This window comes from Hyphomonas sp. UBA3601 (assembly GCF_002375605.1).
In the GTDB taxonomy this organism is placed as follows: domain Bacteria; phylum Pseudomonadota; class Alphaproteobacteria; order Caulobacterales; family Hyphomonadaceae; genus Hyphomonas.
Window position 1 is genome coordinate 96,526 of the sequence record NZ_DFME01000127.1, and the last position, 18,938, is coordinate 115,463.

At 60.4% G+C, this 18,938-nt stretch carries 15 protein-coding genes; 5 read left to right on the plus strand and 10 right to left on the minus strand.

What is annotated here, in order from left to right; all coding sequences use genetic code 11:
- Positions 1–339: MFS transporter (locus B4F73_RS14280; RefSeq protein ID WP_349678137.1), on the plus strand; the 339-nt coding region annotated here is incomplete at its 5' end.
- Here B4F73_RS14280 and B4F73_RS14285 read toward each other — a convergent pair.
- The 5 genes from B4F73_RS14285 to B4F73_RS14305 all read right to left on the minus strand — a co-directional run bounded on the left by B4F73_RS14285 (position 326) and on the right by B4F73_RS14305 (position 3,148).
- Positions 326–697, minus strand: a complete 372-nt coding sequence (locus B4F73_RS14285) for a VOC family protein (RefSeq protein WP_034810488.1) — start codon at positions 695–697, stop codon at positions 326–328. The genes B4F73_RS14280 and B4F73_RS14285 overlap by 14 nt on opposite strands.
- A gap of 62 nt (positions 698–759) precedes the next feature.
- Positions 760–1,530, minus strand: a complete 771-nt coding sequence (locus B4F73_RS14290) for an SDR family oxidoreductase (RefSeq protein ID WP_206991351.1) — start codon at positions 1,528–1,530, stop codon at positions 760–762.
- Positions 1,531–1,629: 99 nt separating this feature from the next.
- Positions 1,630–1,923 (minus strand): 4a-hydroxytetrahydrobiopterin dehydratase, encoded by a 294-nt coding sequence (locus B4F73_RS14295; protein ID WP_290479970.1) that lies wholly within the window; start codon positions 1,921–1,923, stop codon positions 1,630–1,632.
- Positions 1,924–1,926: 3 nt separating this feature from the next.
- Positions 1,927–2,511 (minus strand): hypothetical protein, encoded by a 585-nt coding sequence (locus B4F73_RS14300; RefSeq protein WP_206991353.1) that lies wholly within the window; start codon positions 2,509–2,511, stop codon positions 1,927–1,929.
- Positions 2,498–3,148 (minus strand): HAD-IA family hydrolase, encoded by a 651-nt coding sequence (locus B4F73_RS14305; RefSeq protein WP_206991354.1) that lies wholly within the window; start codon positions 3,146–3,148, stop codon positions 2,498–2,500. The genes B4F73_RS14300 and B4F73_RS14305 overlap by 14 nt, the downstream gene beginning before the upstream one ends.
- A 102-nt stretch (positions 3,149–3,250) precedes the next feature.
- Between B4F73_RS14305 and B4F73_RS14310 the strand changes: the two genes are divergently transcribed.
- Entirely contained in the window at positions 3,251–4,168 is a 918-nt protein-coding gene (locus B4F73_RS14310; protein WP_206991355.1) for an SDR family NAD(P)-dependent oxidoreductase, read from the plus strand.
- Positions 4,169–4,179: 11 nt separating this feature from the next.
- Positions 4,180–5,748: a mechanosensitive ion channel domain-containing protein gene (locus B4F73_RS14315; protein ID WP_290483591.1), complete on the plus strand. Its 1,569-nt coding sequence runs from the start codon at positions 4,180–4,182 to the stop codon at positions 5,746–5,748.
- Between the two features lie 9 nt (positions 5,749–5,757).
- Here the strand turns inward: B4F73_RS14315 and mtgA are convergent, their stop codons facing one another.
- Genes mtgA through B4F73_RS14330 form a run of 3 tightly spaced genes read right to left on the minus strand, consistent with a single transcriptional unit; the run spans position 5,758 to position 8,585 of the window.
- Positions 5,758–6,795, minus strand: coding sequence for a monofunctional biosynthetic peptidoglycan transglycosylase (mtgA, locus tag B4F73_RS14320; RefSeq protein WP_290483592.1), 1,038 nt, complete (start codon positions 6,793–6,795; stop codon positions 5,758–5,760).
- Positions 6,795–7,907 (minus strand): tRNA epoxyqueuosine(34) reductase QueG, encoded by a 1,113-nt coding sequence (gene queG / locus B4F73_RS14325; RefSeq protein WP_242517398.1) that lies wholly within the window; start codon positions 7,905–7,907, stop codon positions 6,795–6,797. Before queG ends, mtgA begins: the two co-directional genes overlap by 1 nt.
- A gap of 3 nt (positions 7,908–7,910) precedes the next feature.
- Positions 7,911–8,585 carry a glutathione S-transferase family protein gene (locus tag B4F73_RS14330; RefSeq protein WP_206991358.1) on the minus strand — a complete coding sequence of 225 codons (675 nt, stop codon included), beginning with the start codon at positions 8,583–8,585 and terminating at the stop codon, positions 7,911–7,913.
- 124 nt (positions 8,586–8,709) lie between these two features.
- Between B4F73_RS14330 and B4F73_RS14335 the strand changes: the two genes are divergently transcribed.
- Complete coding sequence (locus B4F73_RS14335) at positions 8,710–11,433, plus strand: M1 family metallopeptidase (RefSeq protein ID WP_290483593.1); 2,724 nt, start codon at positions 8,710–8,712, stop codon at positions 11,431–11,433.
- Between the two features lie 287 nt (positions 11,434–11,720).
- On the opposite strand, the gene B4F73_RS14340 is transcribed toward B4F73_RS14335, so the two are convergent.
- A complete protein-coding gene (locus B4F73_RS14340) occupies positions 11,721–16,448 on the minus strand; it encodes an NAD-glutamate dehydrogenase (RefSeq protein WP_290479974.1) in 4,728 nt (1,575 codons plus the stop codon).
- A 358-nt stretch (positions 16,449–16,806) separates the two neighbouring features.
- Positions 16,807–17,934 (minus strand): AI-2E family transporter, encoded by a 1,128-nt coding sequence (locus B4F73_RS14345; protein WP_290479975.1) that lies wholly within the window; start codon positions 17,932–17,934, stop codon positions 16,807–16,809.
- Positions 17,935–18,065: 131 nt separating this feature from the next.
- Here B4F73_RS14345 and B4F73_RS14350 point away from each other — a divergent pair.
- The coding region (locus B4F73_RS14350; RefSeq protein WP_290483594.1) for a helicase HerA-like domain-containing protein at positions 18,066–18,938 on the plus strand (873 nt) is incomplete at its 3' end.

The following is an 18,938-nucleotide window of genomic DNA, read 5'->3' on the forward strand; positions in this document are numbered from 1 at the left end:
GGCCTCGCCATTGTGGCCATGGGCTATGTTTCAGCCGACCTCTTCTTCCCGTTCTGGTCGCTCGCACTCAGCTTCTTTGCTGTTGGGTGTGGTGCGGCGCTGGCCGTGCCCGCCGCCAATGCGCTGGGCAGCCTTTCGGTCTCTCGCGAGGAGCAAGGCTCAGCGGCAGCGCTGCTCGCGGCAGCGCCCCCGGCCGGCTTCATCTTCGGCCCCCTTATCGGGGCTATGCTGTACTCATTCATGCCGGAACTCCCGCTCTACGTATCGGCAGGCCTGGTCGGCACACTCGCCGTCTATGCCGTGATCGTGACGTCGAAACGCCCGCTTACACCATCGTGAAAGCATTGAGCTTGTTGCCATCCGGATCCCGGAAGTAAGCGGCATAGAACCCTTCATCGCCACGCGGTCCGGGAGCGCCTTCATCACTGCCGCCATTTGCCAGCGCGATCTCATACAGCTTGTGCACCTGATCCTTGTCCCTGGCCTGCAGCGCCACCATCGTGCCATTGCCGACAGTAGCAGGCTGTTTGTCGAATGGCAGGGTCGCCGCCACGCCTGCTGCACCGCCGGGCGTGCCCCAGGCGATGAATGTGTCGAAATCCATCATCCGCCCAGTGCCCATCTCGGCCGCAATGGCATCATAGAATTTCGCCGCGCGCTGCAGGTCTGACGTCCCGACTGTTACATACCCGATCATAAGTCCCTCCCATCAATTGGACAGAATGGAACATAACAGGAACAGTCGGGAGCGACAAGCCTTTACATGGCCGAGATGCCACCATCCACTTTCAGCTCGATTCCGGTGACGAGCTTCGACTCATCCGATGCGAGATAGAGCACCGCATAGGCGATATCGTCCGGCTCACCGACCTTGCCGAGCGGGATCTGGCGACCGAGCTTGGCGAGCGCTTCTTCCTCGCCGAACATTTCCTTCGTCCGGTCCAGGATCGGCGTATTGATGAAGACCGGATGCACCGAGTTACAGCGGATCTGGCCGCCCTTGGCGCAATGCAACGCGATGGATTTCGAGATATGCCGCACGGCCGCCTTGGCGGTGTTGTAGGAGACGTAGTTCGCACTCGCGATGATACCGGCAATGGACGAGATGTTGATGATCGAACCAAGCCCGTGCGCGCGCATCAGCGGAATGGCGTACTTGCAGCCGAGAAAAATGGAATCGACATCGACGGTCTGCACCTTCTTGAACATGTCGTAGTTTTCGTCTTCGACCGAGCCGAGCGAACCGATGCCGGCATTGTTGACCAGCACGTTCAGGCCGCCCATCGCATCATGCGCCGCTTGCAGCACTTCCTGCCATTGCGCCTCATTGGTCACGTCATGCTGCCAGGCAAAGGCCGTGCCTGCGCCATGTTCGTCATTGATCGAGGCGGCGACAGCTTCGGCCCCTGCCCCGTTCACATCCGTGACGGTCACCTTGGCGCCTTCGCGAGCCATCATGCGAGCCGTTGCCTCGCCCAGCCCCTGCGCACCGCCGGTGATAAATGCCTTCTTGCCCTGTACGCGACCCATGCCTGTCTCCTCCACTGTTTCAGGTTTTCCTACCCGTAACAGTGCACTCGAAACCGGGCCAGCTTGACCTTGGGAGAAGCGACAGTCCTGCCAGGAGGATCAGGAAAGTTTCGCGGCCAGTTCGTCCATGAACCGGGCCAGTTCAACGTCCTTTTCAGACACACCGTCCACATCATGCGTCGTCAGCGTAACCTCGACCTTGTTGTAGACATTGAACCATTCAGGATGATGGTCCATCTGCTCGGCTTTCAGTGCGACAGCCGACATGAAGCTCCAGGCCGTCTTGAAATCGGCCAGCCTGAACGTCTTCTCGATCGTATCGCGATCGCCGGCACCTTTTGCCCAGCCGTCCAGTTTTGAGAGCGCCGCATCTGCGCCAATCCTGTCTGTCATAGCTCAGTCCTCTGCATCCTGACCGAGTACATAATAGACCCATCGGCCATTGCCCGCGATGGCAGTGCGCATGCCAGGATAGCCTTCGCCCTGCCGTATCCGTTCAATTCCCTCTTCGCCAATCAGTTCCATGAGGCGTCGCCGGTCCTGGAAGGACAGTTTTTCCGGGATCAGGTCCTCAGCGTCACGCGCGGCAAGGTCTGGCCAGACATACCAGACTTCGCCATCAATCTCGCGCATGCCGGGAGGCAGTTCGAACAATTTGCGCAAGCTGCGGTTCGGATCGGCGCCAATCCGGCGCATCAGATCCCAATATTGCCGATGCGGCGTACCGCCCAGATTGGAGACAAAGCCGTCATTCGCATTGGCCACCCGCGACAAACGGCTGAGCGATCCGGCTTTCGCATGCGACAATAGCTGGTCCCGCATCGCCTCTGCTTCTTCAGTCAACACGACCGGCTCAGGCACCTGTGGCGGCTGCATCAGGGATTCATCCGGCACCAATGGCCGTTCCGGCTCGGCCGCAGGCGAGCACGCCGCCAGGAGCGCGGCCCCCAGCGCGCCGACGAGGGCGCTAGCCCAGTTCATACCCGGTCGCCGCCTGAAGGTCTGACAGCAATTGGTCTTCATTGAGCACCTTGATCGTTGTCATGCCCATATCGCGGGCCGGTTTCAGATTATGCCCGAGATCATCCAGATAGACACAGCTTGCCGGATCAACATCGAGCGTCTCGCACATCAGAGCATAGATTCGCGGATCGGGCTTGCGAATGCCGAGCTTGGAGCTTTCGATCACATGGTCGAACATGTCGAAGACCTTGGCCACGTCGCGTGCTTTTGCCTCGTCATTGGTCATCGAGGCGCCTTTGCCGACCGGCGCATTATTGGTGATGCAGCCAACCTTGCCCTTGGTCTTGCAGACGCTCAGCGCCTTGACCACGCGTGGCCGCAGCGAGCCGGACAATAGCGCCAGCACTTCCCCGCCGGGCACTTCATGCCCCATCGCCTTTGATTCCTCGCGGAACATGCCGTCGAACTCTGCCGCCGTGACGAGGCTCTGCTCGAGCTTGGCCCAGGCATTGTCCAGCGGATTGGTCGCATTGACCGTGCGGATGAAATCCTTTGGCAGGCCATGCGCGGCCTCGTAACGGGTGAAGGCGTCGAAGGGAGAGGTCGTGAATACGCCCCCGAAATCCCAGATTACAGCTTGGAATGTCTTTGTCATGCCAGCACCTCTACCCGCACCAGCGACGATTTCAAACCTTGAACATTACGGGCCGAGTTCTAGTGTGGCGGCGACTGCAACATATAAAGGGAGTTTCGTCTGATGGGCGTTCTGGAAGGCAAAGTGGTCCTCGTGACCGGCGGTGGTAATGGCATCGGCAAGGAAACCGCGCTGCTGGCGGCGCGCGAGGGCGCAAAAGTGGTCGTCAACGATCTGGGCGGCAGCCTGACCGGCGCCGATGAAGGCAGTGCAGGCCCGGCCGAAACCGTGGCTCAGGAAATCCGCAAGGCGGGCGGCGAGGCTGTCTCGAACTCGGAAAGCGTGACCGACATGAAAGCGGTCCAAGGCATGATCGAACAGGCCAAGGACGAGTTCGGAGCCCTGCACTCGATCATCAACCCGGCCGGCATCTTGCGGGACGGCATGTTCCACAAGATGAGCGAAGATGATTGGGACAGCGTCATCGACGTGCACCTGCGGGGCAGCTTCAACGTCACCCGCGCGGCCATCGAACTGTTCCGCGAAAAGGAAGACGGCAATTTCGTCCTCTTCACCTCCACATCCGGCCTGATCGGCAATATCGGCCAGGCGAACTATGCCGCCGCCAAGATGGGCATTGTCGGCCTGTCGCGCATCGTCGCCATGGAAGGCGCGCGCAAGAATGTCCGCTCCAATGTCATCGCGCCATTTGCCTGGACGCGCATGATCGCCTCCATCCCGGTCAAGGACGAAGCCGGCGCAGAGCGTGTCGAGCGGATGCGCCAGGGCATGCGGGCCGACCAGGTGGCACAGCTCGCCGTCGCCCTTTGCGCCGACAAGGCCAATGACGTGTCCGGACAGATTTTTGCCGTGCGCGGCAATGAAGTCGTGCTGTTCGACCAGCCGCGTCCGGTCAAGTCGCTGGCGCGTATGGAGGGCTGGACGCCGGAAAGCCTGCTCGAACAGGCCATGCCCGCCATGAAAGCCAACTTCTTCGACATGGGCGCCTCGGCCAGTGTCTTCCCCTACGACCCAGTCTAGGCGGATAGCGCTTGGCGGAAGATGGCGTCACCTACCAGAAATGCATCACCGGCGGTGATGGGGAAACCTATTGCCGTCCGGTGGATGCGACGGAAGCGACCGGACAAGCCACTCCGCCATCGGAGGATATCCTTCCGCCGGTAGAAGACGTCATTAATCCGCTACTCAAATGGATAGAGCCTGCTCGACCCTTTCTCGACGACCCAGCCGGCTGGCTTCAGACAAAGGCGCAACAGCCTGAATTTCTCTATCCCATCCTGATCCAGCTCGGCTGTATTATCCTGGCGCTCGCGCTGGGCGCCCTGCTCACCCCACCCTTCAAGCGCCTGATCACGGTCACGCTGCGACGCTTTGTCGAGCCGCCCCGCCGCGAAGGACTGGACGTCTTGCACAAGGCGGTTCGTCCGGCGCTCTGGTCCATCCTTCTGGGGCTTGCGGTCTCATTGCTCAGCTCCATTGACCACTCGCTGATCCTGGTTCGGACAGCCTTGTCACTCGCGATTGCCTGGCTTGCCATCCGCGTGACCATGACCTTCCTGCCGGAAGAATTGCGCGGTCTTGCATCATTCCTGACATGGACGTTCGCGATATTCTTCGCCCTCGGCGTCCTGCCGGATGTCATGAACTGGCTTTCGAGTATTGGTCCATCCTTCGGGAATCGGCGGATCAGCCCGGTCTTCATCTTCCAGGCCATCCTGACCGCCGCTGTCTTGCTGTTCATTGCAAACCGCGCCGCAAAATCGATGAAGCGGCGGGTCAATCACATCCCGAAAGTCGAACCGTCCATCCGCATTCTGATTGGCAATGCCATACAGATTGTCTTCATTGTGGCGGCTGCCCTGCTCACCCTCGCAGGGCTCGGCATTCCGCTCGGCGCGCTAACGGTCATCTCCGGTGCCATCGGCCTCGGCTTTGCCTTTGGTATGCAGAAAGTTGTCTCGAACTTTGTCTCCGGCATCGTCCTGCTCTCGGAGCGCTCGATCAAGCCGCAGGACGTGATCGAGGTCGGCGAGACGTTCGGCGTCGTGGAATCCCTCGGCCTGCGCTACACGTCGATCACGACGCAGGAAGGCAAGGAATTCCTGATCCCGAACGAAAAGCTGATGACCGATACGGTGATCAATTGGAGCTTTTCCAACAAGCGCGTGCGCATTCACAAAGAGTTGCGCATCGACTATACGTCCGACCTGGAAGAGGCGATTGCCATCGTCATCGCCGCCGCCAAGGCGACCGAGCGCGTGATCAGCTGGCCGCAACCCGTCTGCCTGGTCAAAGACTTCACCGATGAGTGCATTGTTCTGGAGATGCGCTTCTGGATCATCGACCCGGAAAATGGCACGGCCAATGTCGGCTCCAACATCCTGCGCGAAGTCTGGAAACGCTTCACCGAGAATGGCATGTCCGTGCCGCTGCGCCGCAAGGAGCTGTTCATCGAACCGGACTCCGCGCTCAAGGTCGAGATATCCCGCCCGAAGCGTACACCTGATCCGGCCCCCGCACCGGAACCGGAGGAAAATGAGCCGGAACCGGACAGTGTGAAACAGGATGAAACAAAAGCGCGACCGCCGGAAGCCGATTAAGACGGCGCGCTACTCGGGGGAGTCCTCACTGGCCGGGTCTTCAACCGGCTCCAGAGACCGCGGACGCAGATCGGTCGGCCCGCCATCCTGCGCTTCCGACTGGCTCGCTGCGGCTTCGGGCTCCAACGGCTCAGGTTCTTCCTCGATGGGTTCAGGAGATTGCCCGGCCTCGCCAAACCGTTCCTGCGCGCCTTCCAGAAACGCATCGAACTCATCGTCTTCCGGAGCCACTTCGGGCTCAACGGTTTCCGGCTCGATCGCTTCCGGCCCGGTCTCCGGTTCCGGCGGCAAATCCGGCAAGGGCTCTGGTTGCGGCGCGGGCTGGCCCTGTTGCGGCTGCGGGCGTGGTGGTGGCGGCGTATCGCCCAGCACACAGGCCGCGAGGCCCTGGCTATGCACCACTCGCATGCGCGCCTGCAGCGTGCCGGCGCGTGTGTTGACATAGGGCCCCGGCGGATCGACGCGCCATTTGTTCGGGCTCGGCAGAACGGCGGCCAGCAGTGCGGCCTCGCGCTCGCTCAGGTCTGCCGCGGACTTGCCGAACCGCGCCTGCGCGGCGGCCTCTGCGCCGAACAGGCCATCGCCCCATTCGGCGACATTCAGATAGGCTTCCATGACCCGGGCCTTGCCCCAGAACTTGTCGATGAACACTCCCATCCACATGTCGCCCAGCTTGCGCGGCACACCGCCCCCATTCCAGAGGAAGACATTCTTGGCGGTCTGCTGTGTGATCGTGGAGGCGCCGCGCGTGCGCTTGCCCTGACGGCGTTCATCCAGCGCCTTTTCAATCGCGGCACGGTCAATTCCATTATGCTCGCAGAAGCGGGAATCCTCCGCCGCGATGACCGCGCGCACAAGGTGAGGCGAAATCTCGGACAAGGGCACCGCATCGCGCCGTACCGTCTCGCCACCTGCCGCGCGCTGCACCATCAGCACCGTGCCCGGAATGGGCAGCCAGACCAGCGCCAGCGCATAGAGGTGAAACGCCACAAACAGGCCCGCCAGAATGCGCACCGCCCATGTCAGGAAGGTCCAGAAACCGCTCATCACTCTGTCATCCATTCCGCCAGAACGCCCGGATCCGTTTCCGGCTCCATCCGGACGGCCTTTTCCGTCGCAAATCGGGCACGATCAAGGCGGGCGAGCGCCCAGATAGCAGACCCACGTACCACCGACGCCGGATCATCCAGCAGCGGCAGCAGGCTGGCGACCAGCGCCCCCTCCCCTGAATTGCCGATGGCGATACAGACATTGCGCACGAACCGGTCCCGCCCGATCCGCTTGATGGGCGAACCGGAGAACACTTCCCGAAATGTGGCATCGTTCAGCGCGGCAAGTTCATCCAGCCCCGGCGCCTTGAGTTCGGGCCGTGCATGGAAGGCGATCTCGCTGGCGGCTTCGGCAAACTTGTTCCACGGACAGATGGCAAGGCAATCATCACACCCATAGATGCGGTTGCCCATCGCCGCGCGAAACTCTGCCGGGATTGGCCCGGCATGCTCGATGGTAAGATAGGAAATGCAGCGCCGCGCATCGAGTTGATAGGGCGCGGGAAACGCATTGGTCGGGCAGATGTCCTGACAGGCGCGGCACGAACCGCAATGATCCGCCTCCGGTTGATCAGGTTCCAGTTCCGCGGCGGTCAGCATCACACCCAGGAAAAACCAAGACCCCAGTTCGCGGCTGACCAGATTGGTGTGCTTGCCCTGCCAGCCGAGCCCGGCCTTTTCGGCCAGCGGCTTTTCCATCAGAGGCGCGGTATCGACAAAGACTTTCACCTCAGCGCCGGTCTCGGCCACGAACTCCCGGGCGAGCTGTTTCAGCCGCTTCTTCAACGTGTCGTGATAGTCCCTCCCCCGTGCGTAGACGGAGATGTTACCAAGCGCCTTCTGTTCCAGAGTGTGGAGCGGATCATGGTCCGGGCCGTAATTGAGCGCGACGACGACGGCAGATTTGGCATCCGGCCACATCGCAGTCGGCGCCTTGCGCCGCTCCAGCGTCGTCTCCATCCAGTCCATGCTGCCATGATGGCCAGCTTCTACGAATGCTTCCAGCCGGTCGCCTGCGTCCCACGCCTCATCCGCCCGCGCTATCGCCACGTCATCAAAGCCAAGCGACCGGGCGAGGTGCTTGACGCGGATGTGGAGGGGATCAGGCAAGGTCTAGAAATCCAAATCGGTATAGTGCGCTACGGGCCGCACCGCCTGCAACCGGTCGGCCAGCAAGGGCCTGAAGCTCGGACGCGACTTGATCCGGGCATACCAGTCTTTCAGCTCCGGCACAGCATTCCATTCGACATCGCCGAAATAGTCATAGGCAGACAAGTGCGCCGCTGCAGCCAGATCGGCCAGGGTGAGCTCCCGGCAGGCAAGATAGCCATTCAGCTCCAGCAGGCCATTCAGGAAGGTCAGACGTCCGCGCAGCGCATGCGCCCCCCGGCGCAAACGCGCTGAATCCGGGTGCCGATCGCGGCGCACCCATTGCATCACGCGCTCGGTCAGCAGTGTATCGGTAACCTCTTCACACGCAGCTTCAATCCAGGCCCACAGGCGTCGGACTTCAGCGCGCGCCGCCGGATCTGATGGCAACAGGCCCCGTCCGCTGGAGGTCTCTTCAAGATACTCGCATATGGCGCGCGTGCCGCAGGCAAACATGCGCGGCTCGCTGTCGATCTCAACCAAAGCGGGCGCAACAGCCCCATGTGCGAGGCGGGGCACGTCCGGATGAGCTGACCAGGGCGGCGATTCCAACGCCTCGAATCCCTCGTCTTTCTCGCCCAAGGCGAGGCGGACCAGCCGTCCGGCCGGATCAAGAGGCCAATGGTAGAGCCGTTTCATGGGTTCAACTTCTCATGGCATCACTGAAAGGGGTGTTAAATTCAGCTGCATCTGATCGCTTTTGCTGGGCCGTATCCTATGTTTTTTGGCTTCAAACTGTTTCCACCGTTACAGGACCACATTCATGCACGATTTCCGGTTTCGCGCTGCCTTGGCGGGCGCGGTCTCTCTCCTTGCACTTCACGCCTGCGGAAATGCGAATTCCGCTTCTGAGGCAAGCCTCGGTTCGCAGACCCAGCCTGTCCAGATTCAAGTACCGCCCGCAGGGCAGTTGCCGACGGATGTTACACCGCTGGCCTACCGGCTGGAGCTGAAAACTGATCCAGATGCCGACAGTTTCTCGGGTAATGTAGCCATTGATGTGGCCCTGACAGCGCCGCATGCGCGCATCTGGTTGCATTCGGTGGATCAGACGGTGCTGTCGGCCAAGGCCGTGCTGGACGATGGAACACATATCCCGGCAACTTTTACTGGCAATCAGGCACCGGGCGGAGTTTCAAGGCTCGACTTCGACTCGCCGATCCCGGCGGGCACGGCCACGCTCGAAATCAGCTATACAGCGCCCTACAATATGGGCCTTGCCGGTCTCTACAAGGCGGTTCAATCCGATACGGACTATCTTGCCACCCAGATGGAAGCGATTGATGCGCGCCGGATGGTACCCTCATTTGACGAACCGCGCTTCAAGACACCGTGGAGCGTGACCGTCACCGCGCCAGAAGGCATGCAGGTCGTATCCAATGGCGAGGGAATCAGCGCCGAACCGGCCGAAGACGGTTGGACCCGGCATGTCTTTGCCGAAACTCGCCCGATCCAGTCCTATCTGGTCGCCCTCGCAGTCGGCCCTTACGAGATGCGGCCCGCCCCGGCCATTCCGGCCAATGCCCTGCGCGAGGCGCCGGTGCCCCTGCGCGGCTTTGCTGCCCGCGGCAAGAGAGACCAGCTCAGCGAGGCACTCGACATCACTGACGAGATGTTGCTCTGGCAGGAGGACTATTTCGACTATTCGTACCCCTATGGAAAACTGGACCTGATCGCCGCGCCGGAATTTGCCTATGGCGCGATGGAGAATGCCGGCGCAATCATCTATCGCGAAGCCGCCCTCCTGATGAACGAACAGACCAGCCTGTCACGCCGCCGCCGCATCCTGACGACACATGCCCACGAACTGGGCCATCAATGGTTCGGCAATCTCGTCACGCCGAAATGGTGGAACGATATCTGGCTGAACGAGGCCTTTGCGACCTGGATCAGCTACAAGACGATGGACGGGGTTGACCCGGACGGCGAGTGGGGCCTCAGCCCAATCCTGGCAGGGCTCAGCGCGATGGGGGCCGACAGTCTTCAATCGGCGCGCCAGATTCGCAATCCGATCAACACCAATGGCGATATTCTCGACGCGTTCGACTCCATTACCTATCGCAAAGGCGGCAGCGTGTTGAACATGTTCGAGACCTATCTGGGCGAAGAAGCCTTTCGCGAAGGTATCCGCTTGCACATGCGTCGCTTCGAGGATGGCGTCGCTGATGCCGACGATTTCATGCAGAGCCTCGCCGACGGGTCCGGCCAGCCGGATATTGTTGAAGCCTTCACCAGCTATATCAACCAGCCAGGCATCCCATCGCTGGATGTCGCCGTGTCCTGCCCTGCTCCAGATGCGGGCCTGATCACGGTCACTCAAAGGCGCTATGCGCCGCTTGGCTCTGATATTGATACCAATGCTCAGACCTGGAACGTGCCGTTTGCTGCGCGCCTGAAAGGGCCTGTGGGGGATCGCACGATCCGGCAGATGCTGACCGCACCGGTCACCGAGATTCCTCTGGATGGCGATTGCCCCGACTGGGTGATGCCAAATGCCGGCGGCACGGGCTATTGGCGCTTCGATACGAATGCGGAAAACCTGACGGCGCTGATTTCCAACTTTGACAGCTTGTCTGACGCCGAACAGATCATGTTTGCGGATGCACTGACCTCCGGTTTCCGTGCAGGGCGGATCAGCACCGATGACCTGATGACTGGACTGGCCGCAACCTCAAGCGGTCATCCGCGTGCGGTTTCTGAAGGGTTCGGCATTATTGGCACGCTCGACCGCATGCTGGAGCCATCCGAGCAAGCGGGCCTTCGCGCGTGGGTCCAGCACACCTATGGACCGTTGGCCGAATATCTGGAATCCCGTCCGGCCACGGCGCTGAGCCAGCAGGAGATGCTTTTGCGCGACAGGCTATATGGCTTGTTGCTGGAATATGGCGAGCGCCCCGCTGAGCGCCGCGCCCTGCTCGCCCGTGCCCGGCAGTATGTCGGACTCGAAGGCAGCCCGGACGCGACGGCGCTTGCGCCGGAGGATCTCTCCACGGCCATGATCATCGGCATAGAGGATGGCGGCGCTGACTTCTATGAAGCTGCCAAGGCCTACGTCACCACTGCAACCAATCAGAATGAACGCTCGACAATCCTGAGAGTGTTGGCCAGTCGCGGAAGCAAGGATGTCGTGTCAGACCTGTTCTCGGCGGTTCTGAACGGCCCGAACTCGACCGACGAAGTCTTTACGGTTGTCTATGGCGCCATGGCCAACCCGGCAGCACAAGACACCGCATGGGATTTGATAACCACAAACTTCGAGACGGTTGTGGAGCGCATGCCCGAAATCCGTCAGCCAAAGCTCGCGGGCCTGACGGGATATTTCTGCAGCGTCAGAAAGGCCGCAGAGGCGGAAGACTTCTTTCAACAGAATGCGCAGCTGATCCCAGGCTATGAGCGATCCCTGGCCCAGGGCACGGAGAAGGCAACGCTCTGCAGCGCGCTAAGGGCTCAGAAAGCGTTGGATGTGAACAACTTCTTCCAACAGTAATCGGCCCGGCACGGCCCGGATAACGGGCTTTGTCGCTGATCGAATTTGTCTGAGATCTCCGGCTTGTATCTTGTCCGGGTCGCTTCTTGCCCAAATGGGAAGCGGCGGTCCGGTCGGGGTATGCTCAGGCCCCGGCCAGCGGATGGGAGGCGGCCCGCTGCAGGGGCACGACTTCCCACACCAATATGAATACCGTCCCTGCCGAAGGCGCCGCCTTCCATCCGCAAGGACCTTGGATGACAGGAAACCGGAAGGGCACACGCCCTGTCCGGCTCTTGGTGCAACGATCAGTGGCGCATGAACTGGCGCAACGCGTCGGCCGCAAGCGCAAATCGCGCAAACGCCCAATTGCGATCCTTGCCCAGCGTATGCAACTCTGCGAGCAATGCCTTGCGCGCATCATTGCGCTCGGCGAGCCAGGCATCTGCCCCGTCTCCGGCGAGAGCCTTCTCTGTTGCATCCGCCTGCATCCGAACCAGTTCGTTCAACAGGCGACGGCCCGCCACGCGATCCCAATAATCTGCATGCAGCAGATTGTCCCGCGCCATGGCGCGAAGCCGGTCGATGCGCAGCTGGTCGCCAATCGTGTAGAAAGCCTTGCCGGCCGCCTCCACACTGACACCCGCCTTGCCAGCCAGATCGACCACGAGCAGCCCTTGAGCAAATTGGCCCATCGCAGCCGCCCATCGCGAAATCTCTTCCGACGCGCCGCGCTTCATCAGGCTACGCACTTCGCGCTCGATGCGCGCAGCCGGGAACGGCGAGTGAATGCCGGCGAGAATGGCCTTGAACTCGTTCAGAGGCGCTTCGGTATGTTGCACGGCGTCGCCTACATGCAGGTCCGGATGGGTTTCAATGAACCAGAGCGCCGCATCGACCATTGCGCTTGCCGCATGCAGACGCAGATCGATTTGCACATCCGCAGGCACGATCGTGTCGAGCTGGTCGACCTCGCGCTGGAAGCCGTCAAAGTTCAAAACGGCACGCGCCGCTTCGAGCCCGCGCGCGACTTGCGCATTGTCGCCGCCGGTCACTTCGCGCAGGCGCAGCAGGGCCACCGGCCCGGCCATGTCCAGCACACGATTGGCAATGATCGTCGCGATAATTTCCCGCTTCAGGCGATGGTTCGACATAGCCTTTGAATAGGTGTTGATCGGACTCGGGAAGTAATTGACCAACAGGTCTTCGAAATACGGATCGTCCGGAATATCGGAGGCCACAATATCGTCGAACAGGGTGATCTTCGACCAGGCGAGCAAGACGGCTAATTCCGGCCGGGTCAATGGCTGGCCGCGCTCGGCACGCACCTTCATCTCACCGGTCTCCGGCAAGGTTTCCAGCGCGCGGTTCAATACGCCTCGGTCTTCCAGATACTCCATCAGGCGCTCAAGCGCATCATGGTCTTCCTTGGCCGTCGTTTCGGCCAGGGTCAGCGCAAAGGTCTGTGTATAATTATGACGCAGGACAAGCGCCGCCACGTCACTGGTCATCTCCGCAAGAAGGTCGTTGCGGTCTGCCGGATCGAGGTCGCCCTCACGAACCGCCTCAGCAGCCAGAATCTTGATGTTCACTTCGTGGTCAGACGAATCGACGCCGGCGGAATTGTCGATCGCGTCCGTATTGATCCGTCCCCCATGCAGGTCAAACTCGATTCGCCCGGCTTGGGTGACGCCCAGATTGGCCCCTTCCCCGATGACTTTCACCTTCAGCTGATTTGCATCAACCCGGATCGCATCATTGGCACGGTCACCGGCGGCCGCATGAGTTTCATGCGCGGCTTTCACATAGGTGCCAATGCCGCCGAACCAGAGCAAGTCCGCATCCGTCTTCAGCAGGGCGTGGATCAACTCGTCGGGCGTGACCGCATCCTTTGACAAGCCACTCAGCGCCTTGATCTCATCGCTCAGCGTGATCGACTTGGCGGAGCGCTCGAAGATTCCGCCGCCTTTCGACAGGATTCCTTTGTTGTAGTCCGCCCAGCTCGATTGCGGCTTGTCGAACAGACGCTGACGTTCAGTCAGGTTCTTGGCAGCGTCCTGAGGGTCCGGGTCGATGAAGATGTGCATGTGGTTGAAGGCCGCGATCAGCCGGATTTCCGGCGATAGCAACATGCCATTGCCAAACACGTCTCCACTCATGTCGCCCACACCGATCACGGTGAAAGGTTCGGTCTGGATGTTCTTGCCGAGTTCGCGGAAGTGACGCTTGACCGCTTCCCAGCCTCCCCGCGCAGTAATACCCATCTTCTTGTGATCGTAGCCAACCGAACCACCCGACGCGAACGCATCGCCCAACCAGTGGCCCATCTCCTCACTGATCGCATTGGCGGTGTCGGAGAAGGTCGCCGTGCCCTTGTCCGCCGCCACGACGAGGTAGGGGTCTTCACCATCCCAGACAATCGTGTCCGCCGGGTGGGTGACCTGCCCCTCCACGAGATTGTCCGTGATACCGAGCAACGCCCGGATGAATTCCTTGTAGGCATCCCGTCCAGCCTCGAACCAGGCATTGCGGTCAGAACGATCCGGCAATTGCTTTGGCAAGAATCCACCCTTGGAGCCGACCGGCACGATGACCGCATTCTTCACCTGCTGCGCTTTCACAAGGCCCAGAACTTCGGTGCGATAGTCTGATGCACGGTCCGACCAGCGCAGCCCCCCGCGCGCAACCGCGCCAAAGCGCAAATGCACGCCCTCGACCCGCGGGCTCGACATATATATCTCGCGGAAGGGTTTCGGCTCCGGCAGGTCTTCCAGTTCGCGGCTGGCAATCTTGAGGCTGACAAAACTGTAGGGCGCGCCATCGCCATTGGTCTGGTAGAAATTGGTCCGCTGAACGGCCAGGATCAGATCAGCGAGACGGCGCAGCACCTGATCGTCTGCCAGCGCCGACACGTCGCGTAATGCGTCCTCGATCTCTGCGCGCATTTTCTCGGCTTCATGCGTGCGTTCGGCGAGTGACATATCGCGCGCCGGATCGAAGCGGATAGCGAACAGGTCCAGCAATTTCTGGGCAATCGCCGGATAAGTCGAAAGCGCCGTCTCCTGAACATATTGCGGTTGATCCATGCCGCTCTGCCGACGATATCCGGCGAGCGCCCGGATCAGGGCCGCATCGCGCCAGCTTGCGTCAGCGCTGAGCACCAGCCGGTTGAAGCCGTCATTTTCGGCCCGTCCGCTCCAGACCGCAACAAACGCATCCTCCAGCGCGGTTCGGATTGCATCGAGGTCAATTGCTGCGCCGGCCGTCGCGCACATGACAACATCGTGGATCCAGTAGGTCTCGGGCGCATCGTCGGCTGGCTTTTCCGTCGGACGGACCGGATAGCCGGTCTCGAAATCCACGAAGAAACCCATTTGCTCGAAGATTGGCACACAGGCAGACAGCGGGATCGAACCATTGCGGGAGTATATCTTGACCCGTATCTTGTTGTCGGAATCCCCTTCCAGCCGGTAGGCGCGCGTCAGGATGGGGTGACCGGCAGACAAATTTGCCATCGCCGCAACATCGCGCATCGCCTCGTCAGGCCCGAAGGCTTCGCGATAGGCTGCATTGAAAGCCCCGATGAAGGAACGTGCATTTTCCTGATGTGCGCGTTCAAGGTCAGACTGGACCAGCGCCGACCGGAAGCCTTGCTCCCATGTTCGCGTGATCTGGACGATACGCTTCTCGAGCGCCGCAAGGTCCGGCAAGGGATGGCCCTGTCCCAGCCAGATTTCGAAATGGACCCGGACCAGGGTCTCGGAATCAAAATACGGTCGGAAGCGCGTCACATGCCCATTATAAGCGGTGACCAGTTCCTGCGTGATGCGTTGGCGCATGGCGGTGTCATAGGCTTCACGCGGCACATAGACGATTGCGGTGACAAACCGGTCAAATTGGTCCTGTTGCACGAACAGGCGCGTGCGTGGCCGCCCGATCAGATGCAGCGCGCCGACAATGATCGGATGGAGGATTTTCGACGAGGTCTGAAACAACTCGTCGCGCGGCCAGGTTTCCAGTAGATTGGTCAACGCCTTTTCGGTATGTCCGCCGGGCGTTGCGCCAGAAGCTTCGAGGATGGCGGCAATTCGACGGCGGATCAGCGGGATCGAGCGGGCCGTTTCGTCATAGGCCTCGGCGGTGAAAAGGCCGAGGAAGCGAACTTCACCATTCACCCTGCCCTGCGCATCATATTTCTTCACGCCGACATAGTCGCAAGCGACCCGGCGGTGCACGAGGCTGGTCAGCGTCGATTTGGCAACAAGGATCGGATACGGTTCCGACAGATGTGCGCCAATCTCAGGCGTCAACACGAGGGGTTCGGCCTCGCGAGACAGAACGTTCAGTTCTTCATCGCGCAGCACGCCCAGATTGGAGCCCTCCACCATGATCGGCTCTTCGGGCAGCACTTGCCCATCGGCATTTGTCTCGAATTCGTATTCGCGGCAGCCGAGGAACACGAAATGTTCCCGCGAAAGCCATTTCAGGAAGGCAACTGCTTCGTCGCGGTCCATCTCTTTGAGATGCGTGACGCCCTTCAGCCGGTCGATCTCCTGCTGCATGCGCGCCCGCATGGGCTCAAAGTCCGATACGGCAACCGCATTGTGCGCCAGCGCCAGGCGAACTCCGGCTTTCAGGCGCGCCGCCTCATCGTGGGTCAGGATCGGCAAATGAACCTGGATGACGGACACGCTGCGCCCGTCCTGTCGTTTGACAATCGGATGAAACAGGGCCGCGACCTCAAACCCCTGCGCGCCGCACTCGCCAAGCACCGAATCCACGAGGAATGGCATGTCCGGGCTGGCGGTCTCTAGAATGGTACGTGACAGGGAGTCCCCGTTTTCCCCATCGACCTCCAGCAGGACGCGCACATCCTGCTCTCCCGGAGCGACCGTCTCTGCCCATTCCCAATGGCGGCGCGCAAGAAATTTTAGGTCGCCATCCGTCAGTCCGGTGAGGTCTTCGTGCCCTGATTCCCGCTGAATCTGGTCGAAAACTTGCTCCAACGGCTCATGTGAAGCAGAATTTACTGTCATGTGGGTGTCTCGCGAAAGAACTTAACGATGTTCCCATCTAGACTGCGTTGGCACACCGGCACAACACATAGGGGCAAATGAATTGCCCCAGCGTCATGACGGGTCTTTGGGGGATCGAATCTTGGGCCCTCAGGGCCCGATATAAACGGACCCGCCGAACGGGGACGTGTCCGGCGGGTCCTACAGGCCTATTCCGCAGGCTGGGTGGGGGGACGCACGCGGAGGGCCTGATCTCACTAAATTTGCAAGCGCTGTGCCGAATACAAGTCTTCGTCAGCAGCGCCTGATGTTACCAATAATTGAGTATGGGCTCTGAACCGGATTCGCAATTATTAACTTGCCTAACACTTCGCATAATTTATCGATTTTCACCATAGGTCTGAGCAGCGCTGACTGCATCCGACAGCTCCGTATTGGTACCCTTGCCTTGTGGATTACCATCTGCAGAAAGCAGGATTGCAATCCATCTGGTGCTGGAAGATTGCGCAAAGAATATCATCATCAGAACCGTCAAAGGTGCCGACAGGAACATGCCGGGAATGCCCCAGATCGCACCCCAGATGGCCAGGGAAAGCAGGACGACCAAAGCTGACAAATTCAGCGACTCCCCCATCATGCGCGGCTGGATGAAATTGCCGATTGAAAACTGCCAGAAACTGACGGCAGCAAACACGATCGCCGCATAGATGTAGTTGTCTTGCGGTGGTGTGCCCGGCACCCAGGCCGGAAGTTCCGGCTGCACGATGGCAAACAGCGGGGGCACCAGTGCCGCAACAATTGACCCCACAGTCGGGATATAATTGAGCACAAATATCAAAGCCGACAGGAAGAGCGCATTTTGCACCCCCAAGGCCAGCAATGAGAAATAGGTCAATGCGGTGATCAGGGCGGAGATCACAGTCTGGGTCCACAGATAGGTTTCGATACTGCGCCGCGCTTCATCGCCCACCTGGCGCACCTGCGCGCGTTGCTCGAAACCGGGGAAGATATTGTCCAGTTTCCGGGTCCAACTGGACTGCGCCAGGAACAGGAAGGCGACATAGATCAGGATCAGGACCAGATCGCCGGACAGGTCACCGGTTTCGTTGGCGATGGTCGCAAAGAAACGTTGTCCGGTTTCGTTGAACAGCAGTTCCTGCAGTGTCGGCGCACCCGACATGTGCACCACCTCATACATGTCCGCGATCATGTCGTTGATCCGGTTTTCATACTCTCCGGCGTCGCGCCCAAATTCGGCGATGCCATTTGCGAGCAGCGCCATGAATCCGAAAAATCCACCCAAAACAATCAGGACCGCGAAAACCCGGGCGTGCCCGATCTTGAGCGCGCGAGACCAATTGTCGATCATCGTGGCAAAGCCCTCGATGACGAGGAACAGGAACACAGCCAGCGCAAAGGGCGCGAGGATGCTGCGGCCAAAATGAAGAAAGGTCAGGATGACGCCGGTCGCGATGATCCAGATGCCGGTCTTCGTCGCGCGATCCATAATATCCCCCGGAGCTGTGGTTACCACAGGGTGAGGAGAGCCTCGCGCGCCGTCAAGAGCCTGCGCCTCCACCCTTGCCGAATCCGGCGAATTCTCTAGCGTCGCAGCCTGTAAGGAATGAAGGGGACAGGATGATGGATTCCATCTTTATCGGGGGCGCAGATGCCGAGGGCACCGGCACGCCAAATGTGGCGCAGAACCTGTTGCTGAAAATCGCAAACCGGCATGGCCTGATCGCGGGCGCAACCGGCACCGGCAAGACAGTCACCCTGCAAAACCTGGCTCAGGGCTTTTCCGATGCGGGCGTTCCTGTCTTCTGCGCGGACGTGAAAGGTGACCTTTCGGGCATCTGCATACCCGGCAGCACGGATCACAAGCTGCACGACAAATTCGTTGCACGCGCCAACAAGATCGGGCTCGGCGAGTATGAGTACACGTCTGCGCCAACCGTGTTCTGGGACGTGTTCGGCGAGAAGGGCCATCCGATCCGCACCACGATTTCCGAAATGGGGCCCCTGCTCCTCTCGCGGCTGATGGACCTCACCGACGCGCAGGAAGGCGTGCTGAACATCGCGTTCGAATATGCCGACGATAATGGCCTGCTGCTGCTTGACCTGAAGGATCTGCGCAAACTGCTCGTTCATATGAGCGACAAGGAGGTCCGCGACGAACTCAGCAAGGAATACGGCAACATTGCCTCTGCGTCGCTTGGCGCGGTGCAACGCAACTTGCTCGTCATGGAACGCGAAGGTGCCGATTTCTTCTTCGGCGAACCCGCACTGGAATTGTCGGACATGATGCGCACCAATACCGATGGGCGCGGCATCGTGAACGTGCTGGATGCCACCCGCCTGATCAACAGTCCAAAACTCTACTCCACCTTCCTGCTCTGGCTGTTGTCGGAACTGTTCGAGCAGCTTCCCGAGATTGGCGATCCGGACAAGCCGCGCCTCGTCTTCTTCTTTGATGAAGCCCACCTGTTGTTCGACGACGCTCCTGCGGCG